The sequence below is a fragment of the Tessaracoccus sp. genome (assembly GCF_016714275.1).
Classification (GTDB): Bacteria; Actinomycetota; Actinomycetes; order Propionibacteriales; family Propionibacteriaceae; genus Arachnia.
The window spans coordinates 782,053-797,999 of record NZ_JADJNP010000001.1 but is presented as its reverse complement, the minus strand read 5'-3'; the positions used below and the strand labels follow the sequence as shown (position 1 = coordinate 797,999).

Sequence of the window (15,947 nt, the reverse complement as noted above, 5' to 3'; positions counted from 1 at the left end):
CTCCGGGTCGTCCCCGACGCGACGTTGGTCGAGCCGTCCATGGAGGAATGACGCACGACCCGTCCTTCTGTGCTCTGGAGAGCAGGATCGGCCTGCTCGTGCGCCAAAACTCCAGGCGACGCGGATCGTCGGTGCGGGCGGCGCACTGCGGCGACGTCGCGGGCGGAGCCGCGCCGTCGTGTCGAAGTGATGCGAGGATGGGTGGATGGAGGACGGGCTGTTCGGACGGGTCGAGGACTGGCCGAGCCGCGACTTGATCGGCTATTCGGAGGAGTTCGACGCCGTCGTGGCGCTCGCGGCCTACCGCCAGGGCGTATTCCCCATGCCGTTGGATGCGCGGGCGATGGGCTGGTGGTCGCCGATGTATCGCGGCGTGATCCGCGTGCCGGAGGTGAGGGTGACGCGCTCGCTGCGGAAGTCGGCGCGCCGGTACACGACGACGGTGGACGCCGCGTTTCCCCGTGTGCTCGCCGCCTGCGCCGACCCGCGCCGCGACGGTGGATGGATCGACTCGCGCGTCCGCGCCGCTTACACCCACTTGCACGAGGCCGGGTGGGTGCACTCGGTGGAGGTTTGGGATGCGGAGGGCCGCCTCGTCGGAGGGCTGTACGGCGTCCACATCGGCGGGCTGTTTGCCGGCGAGTCGATGTTTCACGACGAAGAGTTGGGCCGCGACGCCTCGAAGGTCGCGCTGGTGCGGCTCATGGTGGAGCTCTTCGCGCTGGGCGTGACGCTGCTCGATGTGCAGTGGCTGACCGAGCATCTAGGAACGCTCGGCGCGTACGAACTCACCCGCGACGAGTACCTGCGCCGCGCCCGTGCGGCTGTCGCTCTGCCGACGGCGCCCTGGACCCGCACCGGCGTGGTCACCGGCGCGGACGCCGTCGCCGAACACCGCCTGATCGCGCCCTGACGTTCCCTCCCACAGCGACTTCCTCTGTGCGGCGCGCACACAGATCTCTCTATGCAGGGGGCCAGCCCGTATACGGACCTGGCCCGCCATATAGAGAGATCTGTGTCGGCGACGGGGCGTAGGGTGGGCGAAACGGAGGGAGTTCGATGCCCGAGATGCCTGAGGTTGCGGCCGTTGTGGCCGAGCTCGACGCCAAGATGCGCGGCAAGACCATCGCCGCGGGGCACCTGGTGGCCTTTTCCGCGCTCAAGACGTTCCGGATTGGGCTCGACGCCCTCGCAGGCCTTGAGGTCAGCAGCGTCGCGCGGCACGGCAAGTTCATCGACGTCGATGCCCAGGGCATCCACCTGGTCTTCCACCTCATGCGCGCCGGCTGGGTGACCTGGCACGACGTCGCTCCGAAGGTTCCCGGGCGGCCGGGTAAGTCGGGTCTTGTGCTGCGGATCGTGCTCGACGACGACTCGGGCTTCAGCCTCACGGAGGCAGGTACGCAGCGGGCGCTGGCCGTGTATGTCGTCGAGGATCCGCAGGAGGTGCCGGGCATCGCGGCGCTGGGCCCGGACCCGCTCGCTCCCGGCTTCACCGTCGACGACTTCCGCGCCGTCCTCGCCGGGGCCGGGCGCTCTCAGCTGAAGGGAGTGCTGCGCGACCAGAAGCGCTTGGCGGGGATCGGCAACGCATACTCGGACGAGATCCTTTTCGTCGCGAAGCTCAGTCCGTTCAAGCCCGCCGACGGCCTCGACGACGCGGAGACCGTTCGTCTGTTCGACGCCATGGTCTCCGTGTTGACCGAGGCGGTCGCCGTCGCCGTGGGCCGTCCACTGACGGACCTGAAGGACGCGAAGCGTGCCCACATGCGCGTCCACGGTCGCACGGGCGAGCCCTGTGCGGTGTGCGGCACCCCCATCGCGGAGATCTCGTACTCCAGCTCGTCGATGCAGTACTGCCCTGGCTGCCAGACCGGCGGTAAGCCCCTGGCCGACCGCCGCCTGTCGCGCCTGCTGAAGTGACCGCTGACAAGCGCCATACTAGGCGGGTGCTCGGATACTTCGGTCCCGCGGGGACGTTCACCCATCAGGCGTTGCGCACGGTCAGCGACGACGAGGCCATCGCGTTCGCCAGCGTGCGCGAGGCGCTGGAGGCGGTGCGCGCGGGCGAGGTGCGCGGCGCTATTGTCCCGATCGAGAATTCCGTCGAGGGCGGCGTTTCCGCCACGCTCGACGAGTTGATCGCTGGCGAGCCGTTGGCGATCCGTGCCGAGATCGTCATCCCTGTTGAGTTCGGGCTGTACGTCCGCGAGGGCACGGCGCTCGGCGACATCCGCAACGTCCTCACTCACGGGCATGCGGCGGCGCAGTGCCGCGAGTGGCTCGCGACGACGTTGCCCTTCGCCCACGTGACCGAGGCGGGGTCGACGGCTGGCGCCGCCGCTGAGGTGGCGCGGCCGGACTCGCGCTACGACGCAGCAGTCTGCGCCCGCGTCGCCGGCCAGATGTACGGCCTTGACGAGGTGGCCTACCAGATCGAGGACAATCCGGGCGCGGTGACGCGCTTCGTCTGGGTCGGCCCCGCCGGGCCGGTGCCTCCCCGAACCGGGGCCGACAAGACGACGCTCGTGGCCTACATGCGAGAGGACCACGCGGGCGCGCTGTTGGAGATCCTCGAGCAGTTCGCCGTTCGCGGTGTGAACTTGAGCCGGATCGAGTCGCGGCCGACGAAGACGACGCTCGGCTCCTACTGTTTCTCCATCGACGCCGAGGGGCACCTGCACGACAAGCGCGTCGCCGAGGCCCTTGAGGGGTTGCACCGCGTCTGCCCGACGGTGCACTTCCTCGGTTCGTACGCCCGGGCCGACGGCGCCCGGCCCGCGATCGGCGTCGGGTTCAGCGACGAAGAGTTCGACGAGGCCGCCCGCTGGATCGCGACCCTTGAGACTCTGGGGACTAACGAGTCCTGATCCGCAAGGCAGACGGCACTACCTCGACGGTGAGCGAGGTGACGTTGCCGAGGACGTCGCCGTCGACCTGGCACGGCACGGGCTGCTCGGTCGTCACCTCGACGCGGCGCCCGCGGTAGCGGTCGAGGCCGTGTCCACGGCGCGACCCGGCGAGGGTGCCCGCCATCATCCGCAGCACATCGCGCGCGTGTCGCGGTGAGGCGGCGACGATGTCGAGGCGTCCGTCCGACGCGTTCGCCCCGGGCATCAGCGCGACGCCGGGCCGTAGTTCGCCGACGTTTCCCACGCTCACTAACGACGCATAGCCCCACGTGGGGGCGCTGTCGTCGACGGCGATGCCGGTGCGAACGGGGCGTGCCGTTACGTGTTTCGCCCCCGCGACGAGGTACGCGCCGGCGCCGAGGAGCTGCTTGAGGGGTTCGCGGGTGTCGGCGAGCACGGCGGCGTCGGCGCCGACCCCCGCCATGACGAGGGCCACCTCCACACGCCCGGCGGCTTCCGCGCGGAGTAGGTCGAGCGGCCGGGTCGTGCCGCCGAAGGCGACGGCGAGCGCATCGACGGTGTCCTGGGGGAGCCGCAGGTTCCTGGCGAGGAGGTCGCCACTGCCGAACGGGAGGACGCTGAGCGCGGCCGTGGAGCGCACAAGCGGACCCGCCGCGGCGCGCAGCGTGCCGTCGCCGCCCGCGACGAGCACGAACTGGGCACCGGCGTCGATGGCCGCGCGGGTGGCGCCTGCCCCCGGGTTCGCCAGCGTGGTCTCGAACCAGCCGACTTCCCGCCATCCGTGTTCGACGGCCGCGGCCCGGACGAGCCGACGCAGCAGCTCGGTGTCCCGGACCCGCGCCGGGTTCACGACGACGGCGTAGGTCGGGTCTACTGGTTTCACTTCGACACGACGCTGGGGTTTCGCCCCGTGCGTCGGCGCAACCAGCTGCAGTCGAACGAGAAGCCAGGACGTCGCGGCAGCGAACCCCGCCACGAGCGATCCTGCCATCACGTCGCTCACGTGATGCACGTGCAGGAGCAGGCGGTCGGCCCAGACCGTGAGCACCAGGGCGATCCCCAGGCCTGCGAGGGCCAGCGTGCGTCGTCGGGTGAATCGGGCGACGACGGCGAGCACGATGAGCCCGAGCGCCAGCGCTGAGAGGGCGGAGGAATGGCCCGAGGGGAAGGAGGCGTCGGCGTGCAGGTCGCCGAGCCAGGGCGTATCTGGGCGGTTGCGGCGCACGGTCGCCTTGAGAATCGTCGTGAAGGAGAACGTCAGCATGCTGCTGAGCAGCAGGTGTGCGGACAGCCGGTAGAGCCGACGGCGCCCGGCCCACACCGCGAGGGCGATCAGGACGATGTAGGAGATCGTGGGCTGAAGAATCCAGTCGACGACTTGGCCAACGCGGCCAATCGTCGAACCCAGCTCGGGCGGCGGCCAGGGCCAGAGTGCGTCGAGGGAGGTCGGCAGCAGCGCCGTCCACAGCACCACGGCCAAGCCGAGGGCGACGGCGAGTCCCGCTCTACGTACCATGCTGCTTGAGCATAGGGGCCACGAACAACCACGGCAGCGCGGAGACGGCCATGACGATGCCCGTGACGGCGAACGCCCATCCGAAGCCGACGGCGTCGGCGATGGCCCCGGCGAGAAGCGTGCCGGTGATGGATCCGAGGTCCGTGGCCATCGAGTAGGTGGAAAGGGCTTGGCCGCCGTTGCGGTTGGCGCCGATCAGGTCGGCGAGCAGTGCCTGCGACGCAGGGCCGACGAATGCGGCACCCACGCCGGCGAGCGCGGAGAGCCCGAGGAAGACGGCGAGGTTCTCGCCCCAGCCGAAGGGGATGGTGGCGGCTGCTGAGATCAGGAGGCCGAGCACGATGAAGGGGCGCCGCCCGTGTCTGTCGACGAGCCGCCCGCTGACCTGCTGCGTCAGCGCGCTCCCCAGCGCGAAGAGGGTGAGCGCGATGCCGGCCGCGGTGTCGCCGATGGCCGGGATTGCGGCGGCCATGAGCGGCAGCAGCGCGATGCGGACGCCGAAGTTGGACCAGCCGTTGGCAAAGGCGGTGATCAGCAGCGCGCGGTAGTACGGCAGACCCATCGCTTCCGCGAGTGTCATCTTCGGCTGAGCGTCGGTTTCGGTCGGGCGCCCGCCCGGTCCACCGCGGAGGAACACCATCACGACGAGCGCCGCGGCGAACACGGCGCCGGCATAGATGAAGAAGGGGATGCGGAGCCCCAGGCCTTGGAGCGCGGAGCCGAGGATCGGGCCGAGGATGTTTCCCAGCAGGAAGGCGGTGCCGTACAGCGACGACGTGTGGCCGCGCTGCTGGATGGGTGACAGCCGAACAATGAGGCCCATCGATGACACGGTGAACATGACGGAGCCGACGCCACCGAGTCCGCGGAAAAGCAGGAGTGCCCAGTAGTTGGGCGCGAGGCCGCTGAGCGCGCTGGAGAGCGCGACGATGACAAGGCCGATCAGGTAGATCCGCCGCTCGCCGAACCGTGTGATGAGCGCGCCGCCGGCGGGCGCGAACACGAGGCGCACGAACGCGAAGATCGACACGATCGCGGACGCCGCCATGACCCCGACGTCGAACGACCGGGCGAACTGCGGGAGGATGGGCGCGACGATGCCGAACCCCAGCGCGATCAGGAAAGCGGCGGCGACCAGCACCCAGATCTCCACCGGCACCGGTTGCCGGGTTCCCGTCGACGTCATCCGCACGCGCCACACCCTAGTGCCGCGTGTCGCACGTAGCTTGCGGCTTCTGGCGCCCCAGCGGCGCCTCGCGGCGTTCTCCTCGCTCGACGCACGACCAAGTGCTCCCTCGCTCGTCGGCCTTGCGATCCATCCGCCGGAACGCCGGAATCCATCAACCTACTTCCGACACGCGACCCTAGCCCGACCACGGACAGGAAGCGTGAGCGTGATCCGCTGGTCATCGGGCGCGTTGGGGCATCGTCTGCAGACGATGCAGGACCTCGTTCAACGAGCACCAGATCACCCTCAACCCGAGACCCGCGGCAGGTGGGCGGGCAGCGCGGGGATGGGCGGACGATAGGCTGAGCACCATGATTGATCCGAAGTGGCTCCGCGTCGATCCCGACCGTGTCCGGCGCTCGCAGGCCGCGCGCGGTGCGTCGGTCGAGCTGGTCGACGACCTCATCGCCGCCGACGAGGCCCGCCGGTCCGCGATCCTCACCGCCGAGACACTGCGCGCAGAGCAGAAGTCGCTGGGCAGAGACGTCGCGAAGGCCCAGGGCGAGGAGAAGCAGGCACTGCTGGCGCGGACAAAGGAGCTGGCTGCCGAGGTCAAGGCGACGCAGGCCGCTGCGGCCGCCGCGGGCGAGACCTTCGACGAGCTGATGAAGCAGGTCGGCAACCTCGTGCTCGACGGCGTCCCCGAGGGCGGCGAGGACGAGGGCGTCGTGCTGGAGACCGTCGGAACCCCGCGGGACTTCGCCGCCGAAGGCATCACCCCCAAGGACCACCTGGAGATCGGCGAGCGGCTCGGCGCCATCGACATGGAGCGTGGCACGAAGATCTCGGGCTCGCGGTTCTACGTGCTCACCGGTGTCGGCGCGCAGCTGGAGATCGCGCTGCTCAACCTCGCGATGAACAAGGCCGCGGAATGGGGCTTCACCCCGATGATCCCGCCGGCGCTGGTCAAGCCGTCGGCCATGGAAGGCACGGGCTTCCTCGGCCAGGCCGCGCAGGACGTCTACCACCTCCCCGCCGACGACCTGTACCTCGTCGGCACCTCGGAGGTGGCGCTCGCCGCGTACCACGCCGACGAGATCCTCGACGCAGGCACGCTCCCGCGCCAGTACGTCGCCTACTCGCCGTGCTTCCGCCGCGAGGCCGGCTCGTACGGCAAGGACACCCGCGGCATCTTCCGCGTGCACTGGTTCGACAAGGTTGAGATGTTCGTCCACTGCGACCCCGCCGACGCCGAGGCCTGGCACGACAAGCTGCTCGGCTACGAGAAGGATTTCCTCGAGGCGCTCGAGATCCCGTTCCAGGTGCTCGATGTCGCGTCGGGCGACCTCGGCCTCAGCGCCGCCCGCAAGTTCGACTGCTACGCCTGGCTGCCCACGCAGAACCGCTACCGCGAGGTGACCTCGACGTCGAACTGCACAGAGTTCCAGGCCCGCCGCCTCGGAATCCGCGCCCGGTTCGACGACGGCGTCCGCCCCGTCGCCACCCTCAACGGCACGCTGTGCGCCATGACCCGCATCATCATCATGCTGCTGGAGAACCACCAGCAGGCCGACGGCTCGGTCCGCGTCCCCGAGGCGCTCCGCCCTTACCTCGGCGGCAAGGAAGCGCTGTCGGCCGGCTGACACCTTCCGTTCACCGGGCTGTGTGACAGTCGTCGCCATGGAAAGAGGAGACCTATGACGTTCGCGCCGAAGTTGGTGGCGCTCGACATCGACGGCACCCTCGTCGACGCCGACGGGATCATGCCCGTCGAGATCCACGCCGCGGTGCGCCGCGTCGTCGACGCAGGCGTTCCCGTCGTGTTGTCGACGGGGCGGTCCTGGGTGGCGACCCGGCCGATCTTCGAGATGCTCGACCTTCCGCCGGGCTGGGCGGTGTCGGCCAACGGCGCCATCGTCGTCACGTATCCGCCGTTCGAGGTCCGCCACGAGGTCCGGTTCGATCCCTCCGATGTCGTGCACCAGGTGGCCGCCGTCGCGCCGCACGCGCTGATCGGCGTGCAGGACCTCGATCGCTGGCGGGTCAGCCGTCGCTTTCCCGATGGCGAACTCCAGGGCGAGGTGCTCGTTCAGTCGATCGATGAGCTGGCCGCGCAGGAGGTGTCGCGCGTCGTCGTCCGCGAGCCGAACAGCTCAGAGAAGGTGTTTGCCGAACTCGTGGGTCAGCTCGGTCTGCACGAGGTCTCCTACTTCGTCGGTTGGTCCGCGTGGCTGGACATCGGCCCACAGGACGTAGACAAAGCGCATGGCCTGGCGATGGTGTGCAACGACCTGGGCATAGCCCCCGCCGATGTCCTCGCCCTCGGCGACGGCCGCAACGACATCGAGATGCTGCAGTGGGCCGGGCGCGGCGTCGCGATCGGCGACGCGCCCGAGGAGGTCAAGGCCGCGGCCGACGCCGTGACCGGCGGCTTCGTCGAGCTGGGCACCGTCGCGGAGCTGAACCGCTGGTTCCCGCCGCGCGCCGAACCCACCTGAGGGCTGCGCCAGACCCGCGAATCGTCGGCCGAGTTGGCATGTCGGTGGGATGGCTCAGGAGTTCGTTGAGCCGTGCCACGCAACGGTCCCCCCTCTGCGCGACGACGAGGAGGCTCGGATCGTCGCCTCACACGCAACTGCGAGCAGGACCTCGGAGCCGACGGCCAAGGCCGCGTGACGCTGACCCTGGCCGGGTGAAGCCCGCTCCGGCCAAGGCTGCCGGCGGTTTGGCGCCTCGTCGCCCGGCTGTGGGGATAGACTTCAGCGGAGTTGTCCCTGTAAGGAAAGGCGCGCCGGTGTCGTTGGCTCCCCTTGCGCAGGAGTGGGGACTTCCCCGCGTCGGCGGTCGGCCCCCCTTGTTCGCGTACTTGCGGGAGGTATGGCGGCGACGTGAGTTCATCGTCACGATGGCCCGGTACCGGATGCGGTCGGAGTTCGAGCTCAACCGGCTGGGGATGGCATGGGTGGTGCTTCGGCCTCTCATCAACGCCGCCATCTACGGGCTGATCTTCGGGCTCCTCCAAGGGCTCAACCGGCCGCCGAACTTCCACGTTTTTGTCGTGATCGGAGTGTTCTTCTTCGAGTTCTTCCAAGGCTGCTTTAACGACGGCTCCAAGGCGATCACCAGCAACCGCAGCCTCGTGCAGTCGCTCGCCTTCCCCCGGATGACGCTGCCGTTGGCCGCGGTCGTCGAGCGGTTCCTGCAGTTCCTCGTGATGCTCGGGGTGTTGATCCCCATCCTCGCGGTGTTCGGCTTCTACCCCAGGTGGGACTGGCTCCTGATCATCCCGCTCGTGCTGCTGTTCACGCTGTTCAACACGGGGGTCGCGTTCGTCACCGCCAGACTGACTGTGCACGTCTCGGATCTCTCCCAACTGCTGCCGTTCATCAGCCGGCTGCTGTTCTACAGCTCCGGCGTGCTGTTCGCCGTCGACCGCATCCTGGCCGCGCACCCCTGGGCGCTGCGCCTGTTCGACTTCTACCCGCTGTATCAGGTACTGCGGATCGCCAGGCACCACTTGATGGGCGCCGACGCCTACCCGCTCTACTACTGGGCGATGCTCGCGGGATCGGCGGTGCTGACTTTCGTCATCGGTGTCGTCTTCTTCTGGCGGGCGGAGGAGCGGTATGGGCGGGACTAGCCCGAGGCGCGCGGTGTCTGAGTCCGCGCCCGCTCCAGTTGTGGTCGTTGACGACTTGCACGTGAAGTACCGCGTCTTCGCCTCTGGCAAGGCCGCGAAGGGCGCGCGCAGCGGCATGCTGAACGTCACGCGCGGCGTGCGTACGGTGCATGCGCTGAAGGGGGTGTCGTTCGTCGCCTATGAGAACGAGTCGATCGGCGTGATCGGCTCCAACGGGTCGGGCAAGTCGACGCTCATGCGCGCGCTGACCGGCCTCACCCCTCCGGCCGCAGGTGCCGTATATGCCCGTTCCCGCCCCAACCTGCTCGGGGTCGGCGCCGCGCTGCTGCCCAACCTGTCCGGATCGCGCAACATCGTGCTCGGCGGGCTCGCGATGGGGTTCACCAAGTCGGAGGTGCTGGAGCTGCGCGAGGAGATCGGCGAGTTCGCGGAACTGGGCGACTCGCTCGACCTGCCAATGCGCACGTACTCGTCGGGAATGTCGGCGCGGCTGAAGTTCTCTATCGCTGCGGCGCGCAGGCACGACATCCTCATCATCGACGAGGCCCTCGCGGTCGGGGACCGGAGCTTCCGGAAGCGGTCCGAGGCGCGGATCCGCGAGATCGCGAAGGAGGCCGGGACCATCTTCCTAGTGTCCCACTCGATGGGATCGATCCGGGACACCTGCGAGCGCACCATCTGGATCAACAAGGGCCTTCTCGAGATGGACGGCCCCACCGACGAGGTGGTCAAGGCCTACGAGAAGTCGAAGAAATGACCGACGACGAGCCTCGTCCCAAGAACCCGACGATGGAGCAGCTCAGGCGGGTCGTGCAGACGGACGAGGTGATGGCGCGCAACGCCGAGCATTGGACCGGCACCCTGTACATGCGGCGGCTCTCGATCAACCTGACGTACCTGCTGGTGCGCACCTCCATCAGCGCCAACGGCGTCACCGGCCTGATGATCCTCTTCGGCTTCCTTGCCGGTCCGGCGCTGCTCCTGCCGGGCATCTGGGGCCCGTTGCTGGCCGTGCTCTGCACGCAACTGCAGATGTTCCTCGACTGCTGCGACGGCGAGGTCGCCCGGTGGCGGCGCACCATGAGTCCCAAGGGGATATTCCTCGACCAGATCGGGCATTACCTGGCGGAGGCGTCGATCGGCGTGTTCCTGGGGCTCAAGGCCGCGGCGCTGATCGACGGCGGGGCCGCGGGTGCCGACTGGTGGTACGCCTTCCTGGGCGGGCTGCTGGCCGTCGGGATCGGCTTCAACAAGTCGCTCAACCTGATGGTGTCCGTCGCGAGGCTGAACGCGGGCCTCGGCGTGCTTCCCGAGGCGGCGACGGCGCGCGCCATGACCGGTGGCGGGCCGCTGGTGCTGCTGCGACGCGCGGCCAGGTTCGTTCCCTTCCAGCGGATCTTCCACTCCATCGAGCTCACGCTGGTGACCCTCGTCGTCGGGATCTTCGCGGTCTCCTCGGCTGACGAGTTGGCGGTGTGGCGGCTCTACCTCTCGATTCTCGCCGTGCTGATCTGGGTGGTCAGCGCCGGGCACTTCTTGGCGATCTGGAAGTCGCCGAAGCTGAAGGCGGCGGCGTGACCGGAGCCGACGAGCGACCTACGTGGGGCGTCGTCCTGCTCACCATGGGAAAGCGGCCCGTGGAGATGGGTCGGGCGCTGGCGTCGATGCTGGCGCAGACCGGGGTCGCGCTCGACATTGTCGTGGTGGGCAACAGCTGGGAGCCCACCGGGCTGCCCGATGGCGTCCGCACGTACTACAGCCCCGAGAACCTCGGCATCCCCGCGGGCCGCAACGCCGGCGTCGGCCTCGTGGGGGGCGAGTACATCGCGTTCATCGACGACGACGCGTGGCTCCTCGACGACGACTTCCTCCTCACCTGCACCCGGCTCTTCCGGGAGGATCCGAGCCTGGGCATGATGCAGGCGAGGGTCACCGATCCCGAGCACCCCGGGGAGGAGCCGTCGCGGTGGGTCCCGCGGATGCGCAAGGGCGACCCGCGCCAGACCAGCAACATCTTCTCCGTCGTCGAGATGGTCGTCGTCCTGCCGCGCGCGGTGTTCGACGCCGTCGGCGGCTGGGCCGGCGAGTACTTCTACGCTCACGAGGGCATAGAGCTGGCCTGGCGCGTCTGGGATCAGGGCAAGCGCGTCGAGTACCGCGGCGATCTCCGGATCGGCCACCCGGTGATGGAGCCCACCCGGCACGACGACTACTACTTCAAGAACGCTCGCAACCGGGTGTGGTTGGCGCGACGCTGCCTCCATTGGCCGTTCTCCTGGGCCTACGTGGCGTCCTGGACGCTGGTGCAGCTGGTCCGGACCAGGGACCGCGCAGCGATGCGCACCTGGTGGCAGGGCTGGCGGAACGGCTGGACAGAGAGCCCCTGGCCGGGGGGTCTGCGTCCGAAGAAGCTGAGTTGGCGGACCATCGCGCGGATGGCCCGTTACGGTCGGGCCCCGGTGGTGTAGCGCCTACGGACTCGGATCGTCGCGCGCTTCGGGTGCCGTATTGCCGCGGAGTCGGCGGCCGATCACCACACGATCTTCGCTGCGTCGGCAACGGCCGAGCGCCCGTGTGCTCTAATAGGTGCTCCGGGGGCGGACGGTATTCAAAAGTGTTAGTGGGGTGCGCAGTGCCAGCCGTCTCAGTGATTGTCCCGGTCCACAACGCGCGAGACCATGTGCAGGCCTGCCTTGATAGCGTTCGGGCACAGTCGCTGACCGACATCGAGATAGTCCTGGTGGACGATGGTTCGACGGACGGTTCGACGGAGGTACTGGCGGACTTCGCGGCGTCCGAGCCCCGAGCACGGGTCGTCCAGGGGCCGGCTGTCGGTTCGGCCGGGGCCGCTCGTAACGTCGGCTTGGCGATCGCCACTGGCGACTACCTCGCCTTTCTTGACGCTGACGACTACTTCCTTCCCACGATGCTCGAGGAGTTGCACTCGAAGGCAGAGGCCGACAACGCCGACATCGTGGCATGCAAGTTCGCCGTCTATAACGACGTGTCACGTGAGGTTGGTAAGGCGGACTGGATGTTGCGGGTTGAGGACCTCCCGCGGAGTCAGCCCTTCTCGGGGCGCCGGGTGGGCGACCACGTCTTCTCAGCCTTCAACCCCGCCGCGTGGAACAAGCTCTTCAGGACGGCCTTCGTTCGCCAGCACGGACTGCGGTTTCAGGAACTCAGGCGCACGAATGACGCCTATTTCACCTACCTGTCGTTGGCCATCGCCGAGCGCATCAGCTATCTGGACCGCCATCTGTTGAACTATCGTGTCGCGAACGGCGCTAGTCTGCAGGGCACCCTGCACCAGGATCCTTTGGAGTTTCTCCAGGCGCTGGAGGCGATACGAGCAGCACTCAAGGAGAAGGGAGCCTGGGGTTGGGCCGAACGGTCCTTCACCGGCCTGGCCGTGTCCTTATGCATCGGCAATCTCAAGCGCCAGTCCGACCCGGCCGCCTTCCTAACCCTCTACGGTGCGCTGAGGGGAGGCGTCCTCGAGAGGCTCGGGGTGCTCGGCCGTCCTAGCGGCTATCTCCTTCGTCCGGACCACCAGCAATGGTGTGCCCGGATTATGCGGGAGACGGCGGCCGAGTACCTGTTTGAACGCTCAAGGGACGCCGAGGCCGAGTCCGAGCAGCTGGGGTTGGAGATGAGGGAGGCGCGGAGAAGCGCGGCGGCGTTACTCGTGCAACCATCTGCCGACCCGCATGCAACAGAACCCCTCGAGGATGCGAGCGCGGAGACGGGGGACGCGGATCGACCCGACGTCTCGGTCATAGTCCCGGTGTACAACACCCTGGTGTACCTAGCCGAATGCATCGAGAGCGTCCAGAGCCAGACGGGGTGCAGTCTGGAGATCATCTGCGTGGACGATGGTTCCGGGGATGGCAGCGGCGAGGTTCTCGACAGGTACGCCGAATCGGATCCTCGTGTTCGTGTCGTCCACCAGGAGAACCAAGGTCTTTCGCGAGCCCGTAACGTCGGCATTGCTGTCGCGACCGGCCGTTACGTCTCTTTCCTTGACAGCGACGACTATTGGCAGGGCGACAGGTTGGCAGAGCTGGTTCGCAAGGCCGATGCCAGGGAGCTCGATGTACTCCTTTTCGATGCAAGCTGTGTGCGCGAACCCGGCGTGGACGACCAGCTATGGGCGAAGTATGACAGCTACTACACGCGGCAGAGCTACGAGGGGGACTATGACGGTCCGCATCTCATGGCGGCGATGAACAGCGCGAGGGAGTACCGCGCGAGCGCGTGCCTCTTCCTGGCACGTCGCAGCCACCTCGTCCGGTGCGGTCTGCAGTTTTTTCCAGGGATCGCCCACGAAGACAACCTCTACACATTCGCGCTGCTGCTCAGCGCTCGGCGAGCAGGGCATTCGCAGATCTGTCTCTATGGCCGTCGGGTGCGGCCGGGGTCGATCGTGACCGCCGGCAGCAGGGCATCGGCCGCCCACGGATACTTCGTCACTTGGATTGAGATGATGCGCCTCGTGCATCGACAGGATATCGGCTCCGCCGAGGTGAAGCTTCACGTAGCGGGCATCGTCCACTCGATCTACGGGGCTGCCCGCAGGAGCGTGTCGCGGCTCCCCGAGGACGTCGTGTCCGACCTTGCAGCAGCCGATAGGTACGCGGACGCGGCGGCTTTCTATCTCCTTCTTCGGCGCGGTCGGGGCGACGAGCGGGCGAAGAGGCGTCTTGAGAAGCAGCTCAAGAACGTGGCGGTCCCAGCGCCGCGTCCGACACTCGCGCGTCGCGCCAAACGCTTCGCCAAGAGGCTGCTCGGAGTGGCTTGATCCTCGCTTGCCTGGTAGCTCACCCCGATGCCGCGTCATCGGCAACACCCATCTATAGTTGGCGGACGCCCGTCGGGGCACCCAATCCCGAATGACCTCGAGGGAGATCGATGAAGAGGCAGCACTTCCTATCCGCGATGGCACTCGCGCTAACGCTCGCGCTATCGCTCGTCGTGTCGCCGTTCGCCCCCATCGCCGCGGAAGCTGCTCCGACAGCATCAAAGGCGGCGCTGAAGTCGAGCGTGAAGACTGACAAGAAGGCGACCCTGAAGTTCGCTGCGGTCAAGAACAAGAAGCAGGTTGCTACGGCGAAGTTCGGCACCGGTTACAAGGGGCGCGTGGTCAGCCTCCAGTACAAGGACGGCAGCAAGTGGAAGCAGGCTGCCTCGGCCAAGATGAACGCCAAGGGCAAGGTCACCTTCACGCTGAAGCCGGTGAAGAAGAAGACCACCTATCGCGCGGTCGCCGACACACACAAGGTCAAGACGAAGAATAACAACAAGACCACCACCAAGACCGTCAAGCCGGTTACCACGCCGACGGTCACCGTGAAGCCTCCGACCACTGTCACCACGCCGTCGAAGGCGGCGCTCGCGTCGAAGGTCAAGGTCGACAAGAAGGCGACCCTGAACCTTCTTCCGGCCGACTACGGCACGAAGGTAGCCACGGCGGCGTTCGGCACCGGTTACAAGGGACGTGTTGTCAGCCTTCAGTACAAGGTTGGCAGCAAGTGGAAGCAGGCGACTTCGGCGAAGATGGACGCCAAGGGCACCGTCACCTTCACTCTGAAGTCGGTGAAGAAGTCCAGCTACCGCGCCGTGGCCGACACGCACGAGGTTAAGACGAAGAAGAACAAGAAGACCATCACCAAGACGATCAAGCCGGTCACCACGCCGTCCGTTAAGGCCGGCAGCCAGTGGAAGAGGGTCGTTCGCGACGACTTCTCGGGACCGACGCTGAACAAGCGATGGAGCCATGCCCAGGTCGGCGCCTTCTACGGCAGCCGCTTGTGTTCTGCGGTAGACCCGGCCCGCACCATCCTGAAGGACGGGGAACTCGTCTCCTCCGTCCGGAGGCTGGACGCCGGGAATGCCGCGGACAAGGAAATCATCGATCAGGCCAACGAGGCGGCAAGGGTTGAGCAAGAGGATCGCAAGGCCGCTGCCATTGAGGCCGCCGACAAGCTCAAGGGCGCCCCACGCGCCGAGGCCCTCAAGGTGGCCAACGCCATGAAGACCGACGGCTGTCCCGACGGGGTGTTTCACAACGCCCGGGTCGAGACCAAGGGAACCTTCTACATGGCCGAGGGCATGGTCGCCGCGCGCGTGAAGTTCCCCAAGGACCAGGGTATGCACGGCTCAGTGTGGCTCCAGTCCGACACTCGGGGCGGCGCGGCCCCCGCCGGGGCCGAGATCGACATGATTGAGTCGTTCGGCTACGGCAAGGGCGTCTCTAGCGTCGTCCACCTCGACGAGAAGGCCGAGGGCAAGCTGACCCAGTTCGGCGGGTATGCGCTGAAGGACAGGACCAAGGACCAGAAGTGGTGGGACCGGTACCACGTCTACTCCGTGGAGTGGACCCATTCCGAGTTCGTCTTCCGCGTGGACGGCGTCGAGTCCAGCCGCATCAAGAAGGCCGCGGTGAAGGGCGACACGTACTTCCTCGCAATCAGCATGCTGGCGTCCGACTGGGAGACCCCCCTAATGAACAAGCCATCGGGAAGCCTTCCCGGGATCAAGAAGGCGAACCTGCCGAAGGCCACCATGCATGTCGACTGGATCGAGGGCTGGGAACGGGCCTGACGACGGCGCTCCGCGAGTGGTCTGCCCGGCGATGCGGTGAGCCTCATCGCGGCTGCTGTCGACGATGCTGAACGCGAGCGGTGACTGGCCTTGTTCACGAACGAGTGGTGGCCTGGTTGTCAAGATGGAGGCGCGCACCTAAGCTCT

Annotated in this window: 13 protein-coding genes; 11 read left to right on the top strand and 2 right to left on the bottom strand. The window is 67.6% G+C overall.

Going from position 1 to position 15,947, the window contains the following annotated elements; all coding sequences use genetic code 11:
* Window positions 1-205: 205 nt before the first annotated feature.
* The 3 genes from aat to pheA all read left to right on the top strand — a co-directional run bounded on the left by aat (window position 206) and on the right by pheA (window position 2,870).
* Window positions 206-913, top strand: a complete 708-nt coding sequence (aat, locus tag IPJ61_RS03685) for a leucyl/phenylalanyl-tRNA--protein transferase (RefSeq protein ID WP_297103201.1) — start codon at window positions 206-208, stop codon at window positions 911-913.
* A gap of 146 nt (window positions 914-1,059) precedes the next feature.
* Window positions 1,060-1,923, top strand: coding sequence for an Fpg/Nei family DNA glycosylase (locus IPJ61_RS03680; protein ID WP_297103198.1), 864 nt, complete (start codon window positions 1,060-1,062; stop codon window positions 1,921-1,923).
* 26 nt (window positions 1,924-1,949) lie between these two features.
* Window positions 1,950-2,870 carry a prephenate dehydratase gene (gene pheA / locus IPJ61_RS03675; RefSeq protein ID WP_297103194.1) on the top strand — a complete coding sequence of 307 codons (921 nt, stop codon included), beginning with the start codon at window positions 1,950-1,952 and terminating at the stop codon, window positions 2,868-2,870.
* On the opposite strand, the gene IPJ61_RS03670 is transcribed toward pheA, so the two are convergent.
* Window positions 2,857-4,389 carry a bifunctional phosphatase PAP2/diacylglycerol kinase family protein gene (locus IPJ61_RS03670; protein WP_297103191.1) on the bottom strand — a complete coding sequence of 511 codons (1,533 nt, stop codon included), beginning with the start codon at window positions 4,387-4,389 and terminating at the stop codon, window positions 2,857-2,859. The two genes, pheA and IPJ61_RS03670, sit on opposite strands and share 14 nt — an antisense overlap.
* Entirely contained in the window at window positions 4,379-5,575 is a 1,197-nt protein-coding gene (locus IPJ61_RS03665; protein WP_297105502.1) for an MFS transporter, read from the bottom strand. The genes IPJ61_RS03670 and IPJ61_RS03665 overlap by 11 nt, the downstream gene beginning before the upstream one ends.
* 353 nt (window positions 5,576-5,928) lie before the next feature.
* Between IPJ61_RS03665 and serS the strand changes: the two genes are divergently transcribed.
* The 8 genes from serS to IPJ61_RS03625 all read left to right on the top strand — a co-directional run bounded on the left by serS (window position 5,929) and on the right by IPJ61_RS03625 (window position 15,800).
* Window positions 5,929-7,200, top strand: a complete 1,272-nt coding sequence (gene serS, locus IPJ61_RS03660; RefSeq protein WP_297103188.1) for a serine--tRNA ligase — start codon at window positions 5,929-5,931, stop codon at window positions 7,198-7,200.
* Window positions 7,201-7,254: 54 nt separating this feature from the next.
* Window positions 7,255-8,055: an HAD family hydrolase gene (locus tag IPJ61_RS03655; protein WP_297103185.1), complete on the top strand. Its 801-nt coding sequence runs from the start codon at window positions 7,255-7,257 to the stop codon at window positions 8,053-8,055.
* Between the two features lie 296 nt (window positions 8,056-8,351).
* Window positions 8,352-9,197 (top strand): ABC transporter permease, encoded by an 846-nt coding sequence (locus IPJ61_RS03650; protein WP_297103182.1) that lies wholly within the window; start codon window positions 8,352-8,354, stop codon window positions 9,195-9,197.
* A gap of 61 nt (window positions 9,198-9,258) precedes the next feature.
* A complete protein-coding gene (locus IPJ61_RS03645) occupies window positions 9,259-9,954 on the top strand; it encodes an ABC transporter ATP-binding protein (RefSeq protein WP_297103179.1) in 696 nt (231 codons plus the stop codon).
* Window positions 9,951-10,775: a CDP-alcohol phosphatidyltransferase family protein gene (locus IPJ61_RS03640; RefSeq protein WP_297103175.1), complete on the top strand. Its 825-nt coding sequence runs from the start codon at window positions 9,951-9,953 to the stop codon at window positions 10,773-10,775. The genes IPJ61_RS03645 and IPJ61_RS03640 overlap by 4 nt, the downstream gene beginning before the upstream one ends.
* Window positions 10,772-11,665 carry a glycosyltransferase family 2 protein gene (locus tag IPJ61_RS03635; RefSeq protein ID WP_297103172.1) on the top strand — a complete coding sequence of 298 codons (894 nt, stop codon included), beginning with the start codon at window positions 10,772-10,774 and terminating at the stop codon, window positions 11,663-11,665. The genes IPJ61_RS03640 and IPJ61_RS03635 overlap by 4 nt, the downstream gene beginning before the upstream one ends.
* A 164-nt stretch (window positions 11,666-11,829) precedes the next feature.
* A complete protein-coding gene (locus IPJ61_RS03630; protein ID WP_297103169.1) occupies window positions 11,830-13,998 on the top strand; it encodes a glycosyltransferase in 2,169 nt (722 codons plus the stop codon).
* A 110-nt stretch (window positions 13,999-14,108) separates the two neighbouring features.
* Window positions 14,109-15,800 carry a glycoside hydrolase family 16 protein gene (locus IPJ61_RS03625; RefSeq protein WP_297103166.1) on the top strand — a complete coding sequence of 564 codons (1,692 nt, stop codon included), beginning with the start codon at window positions 14,109-14,111 and terminating at the stop codon, window positions 15,798-15,800.
* The last annotated feature ends 147 nt before the right edge of the window (window positions 15,801-15,947 follow it).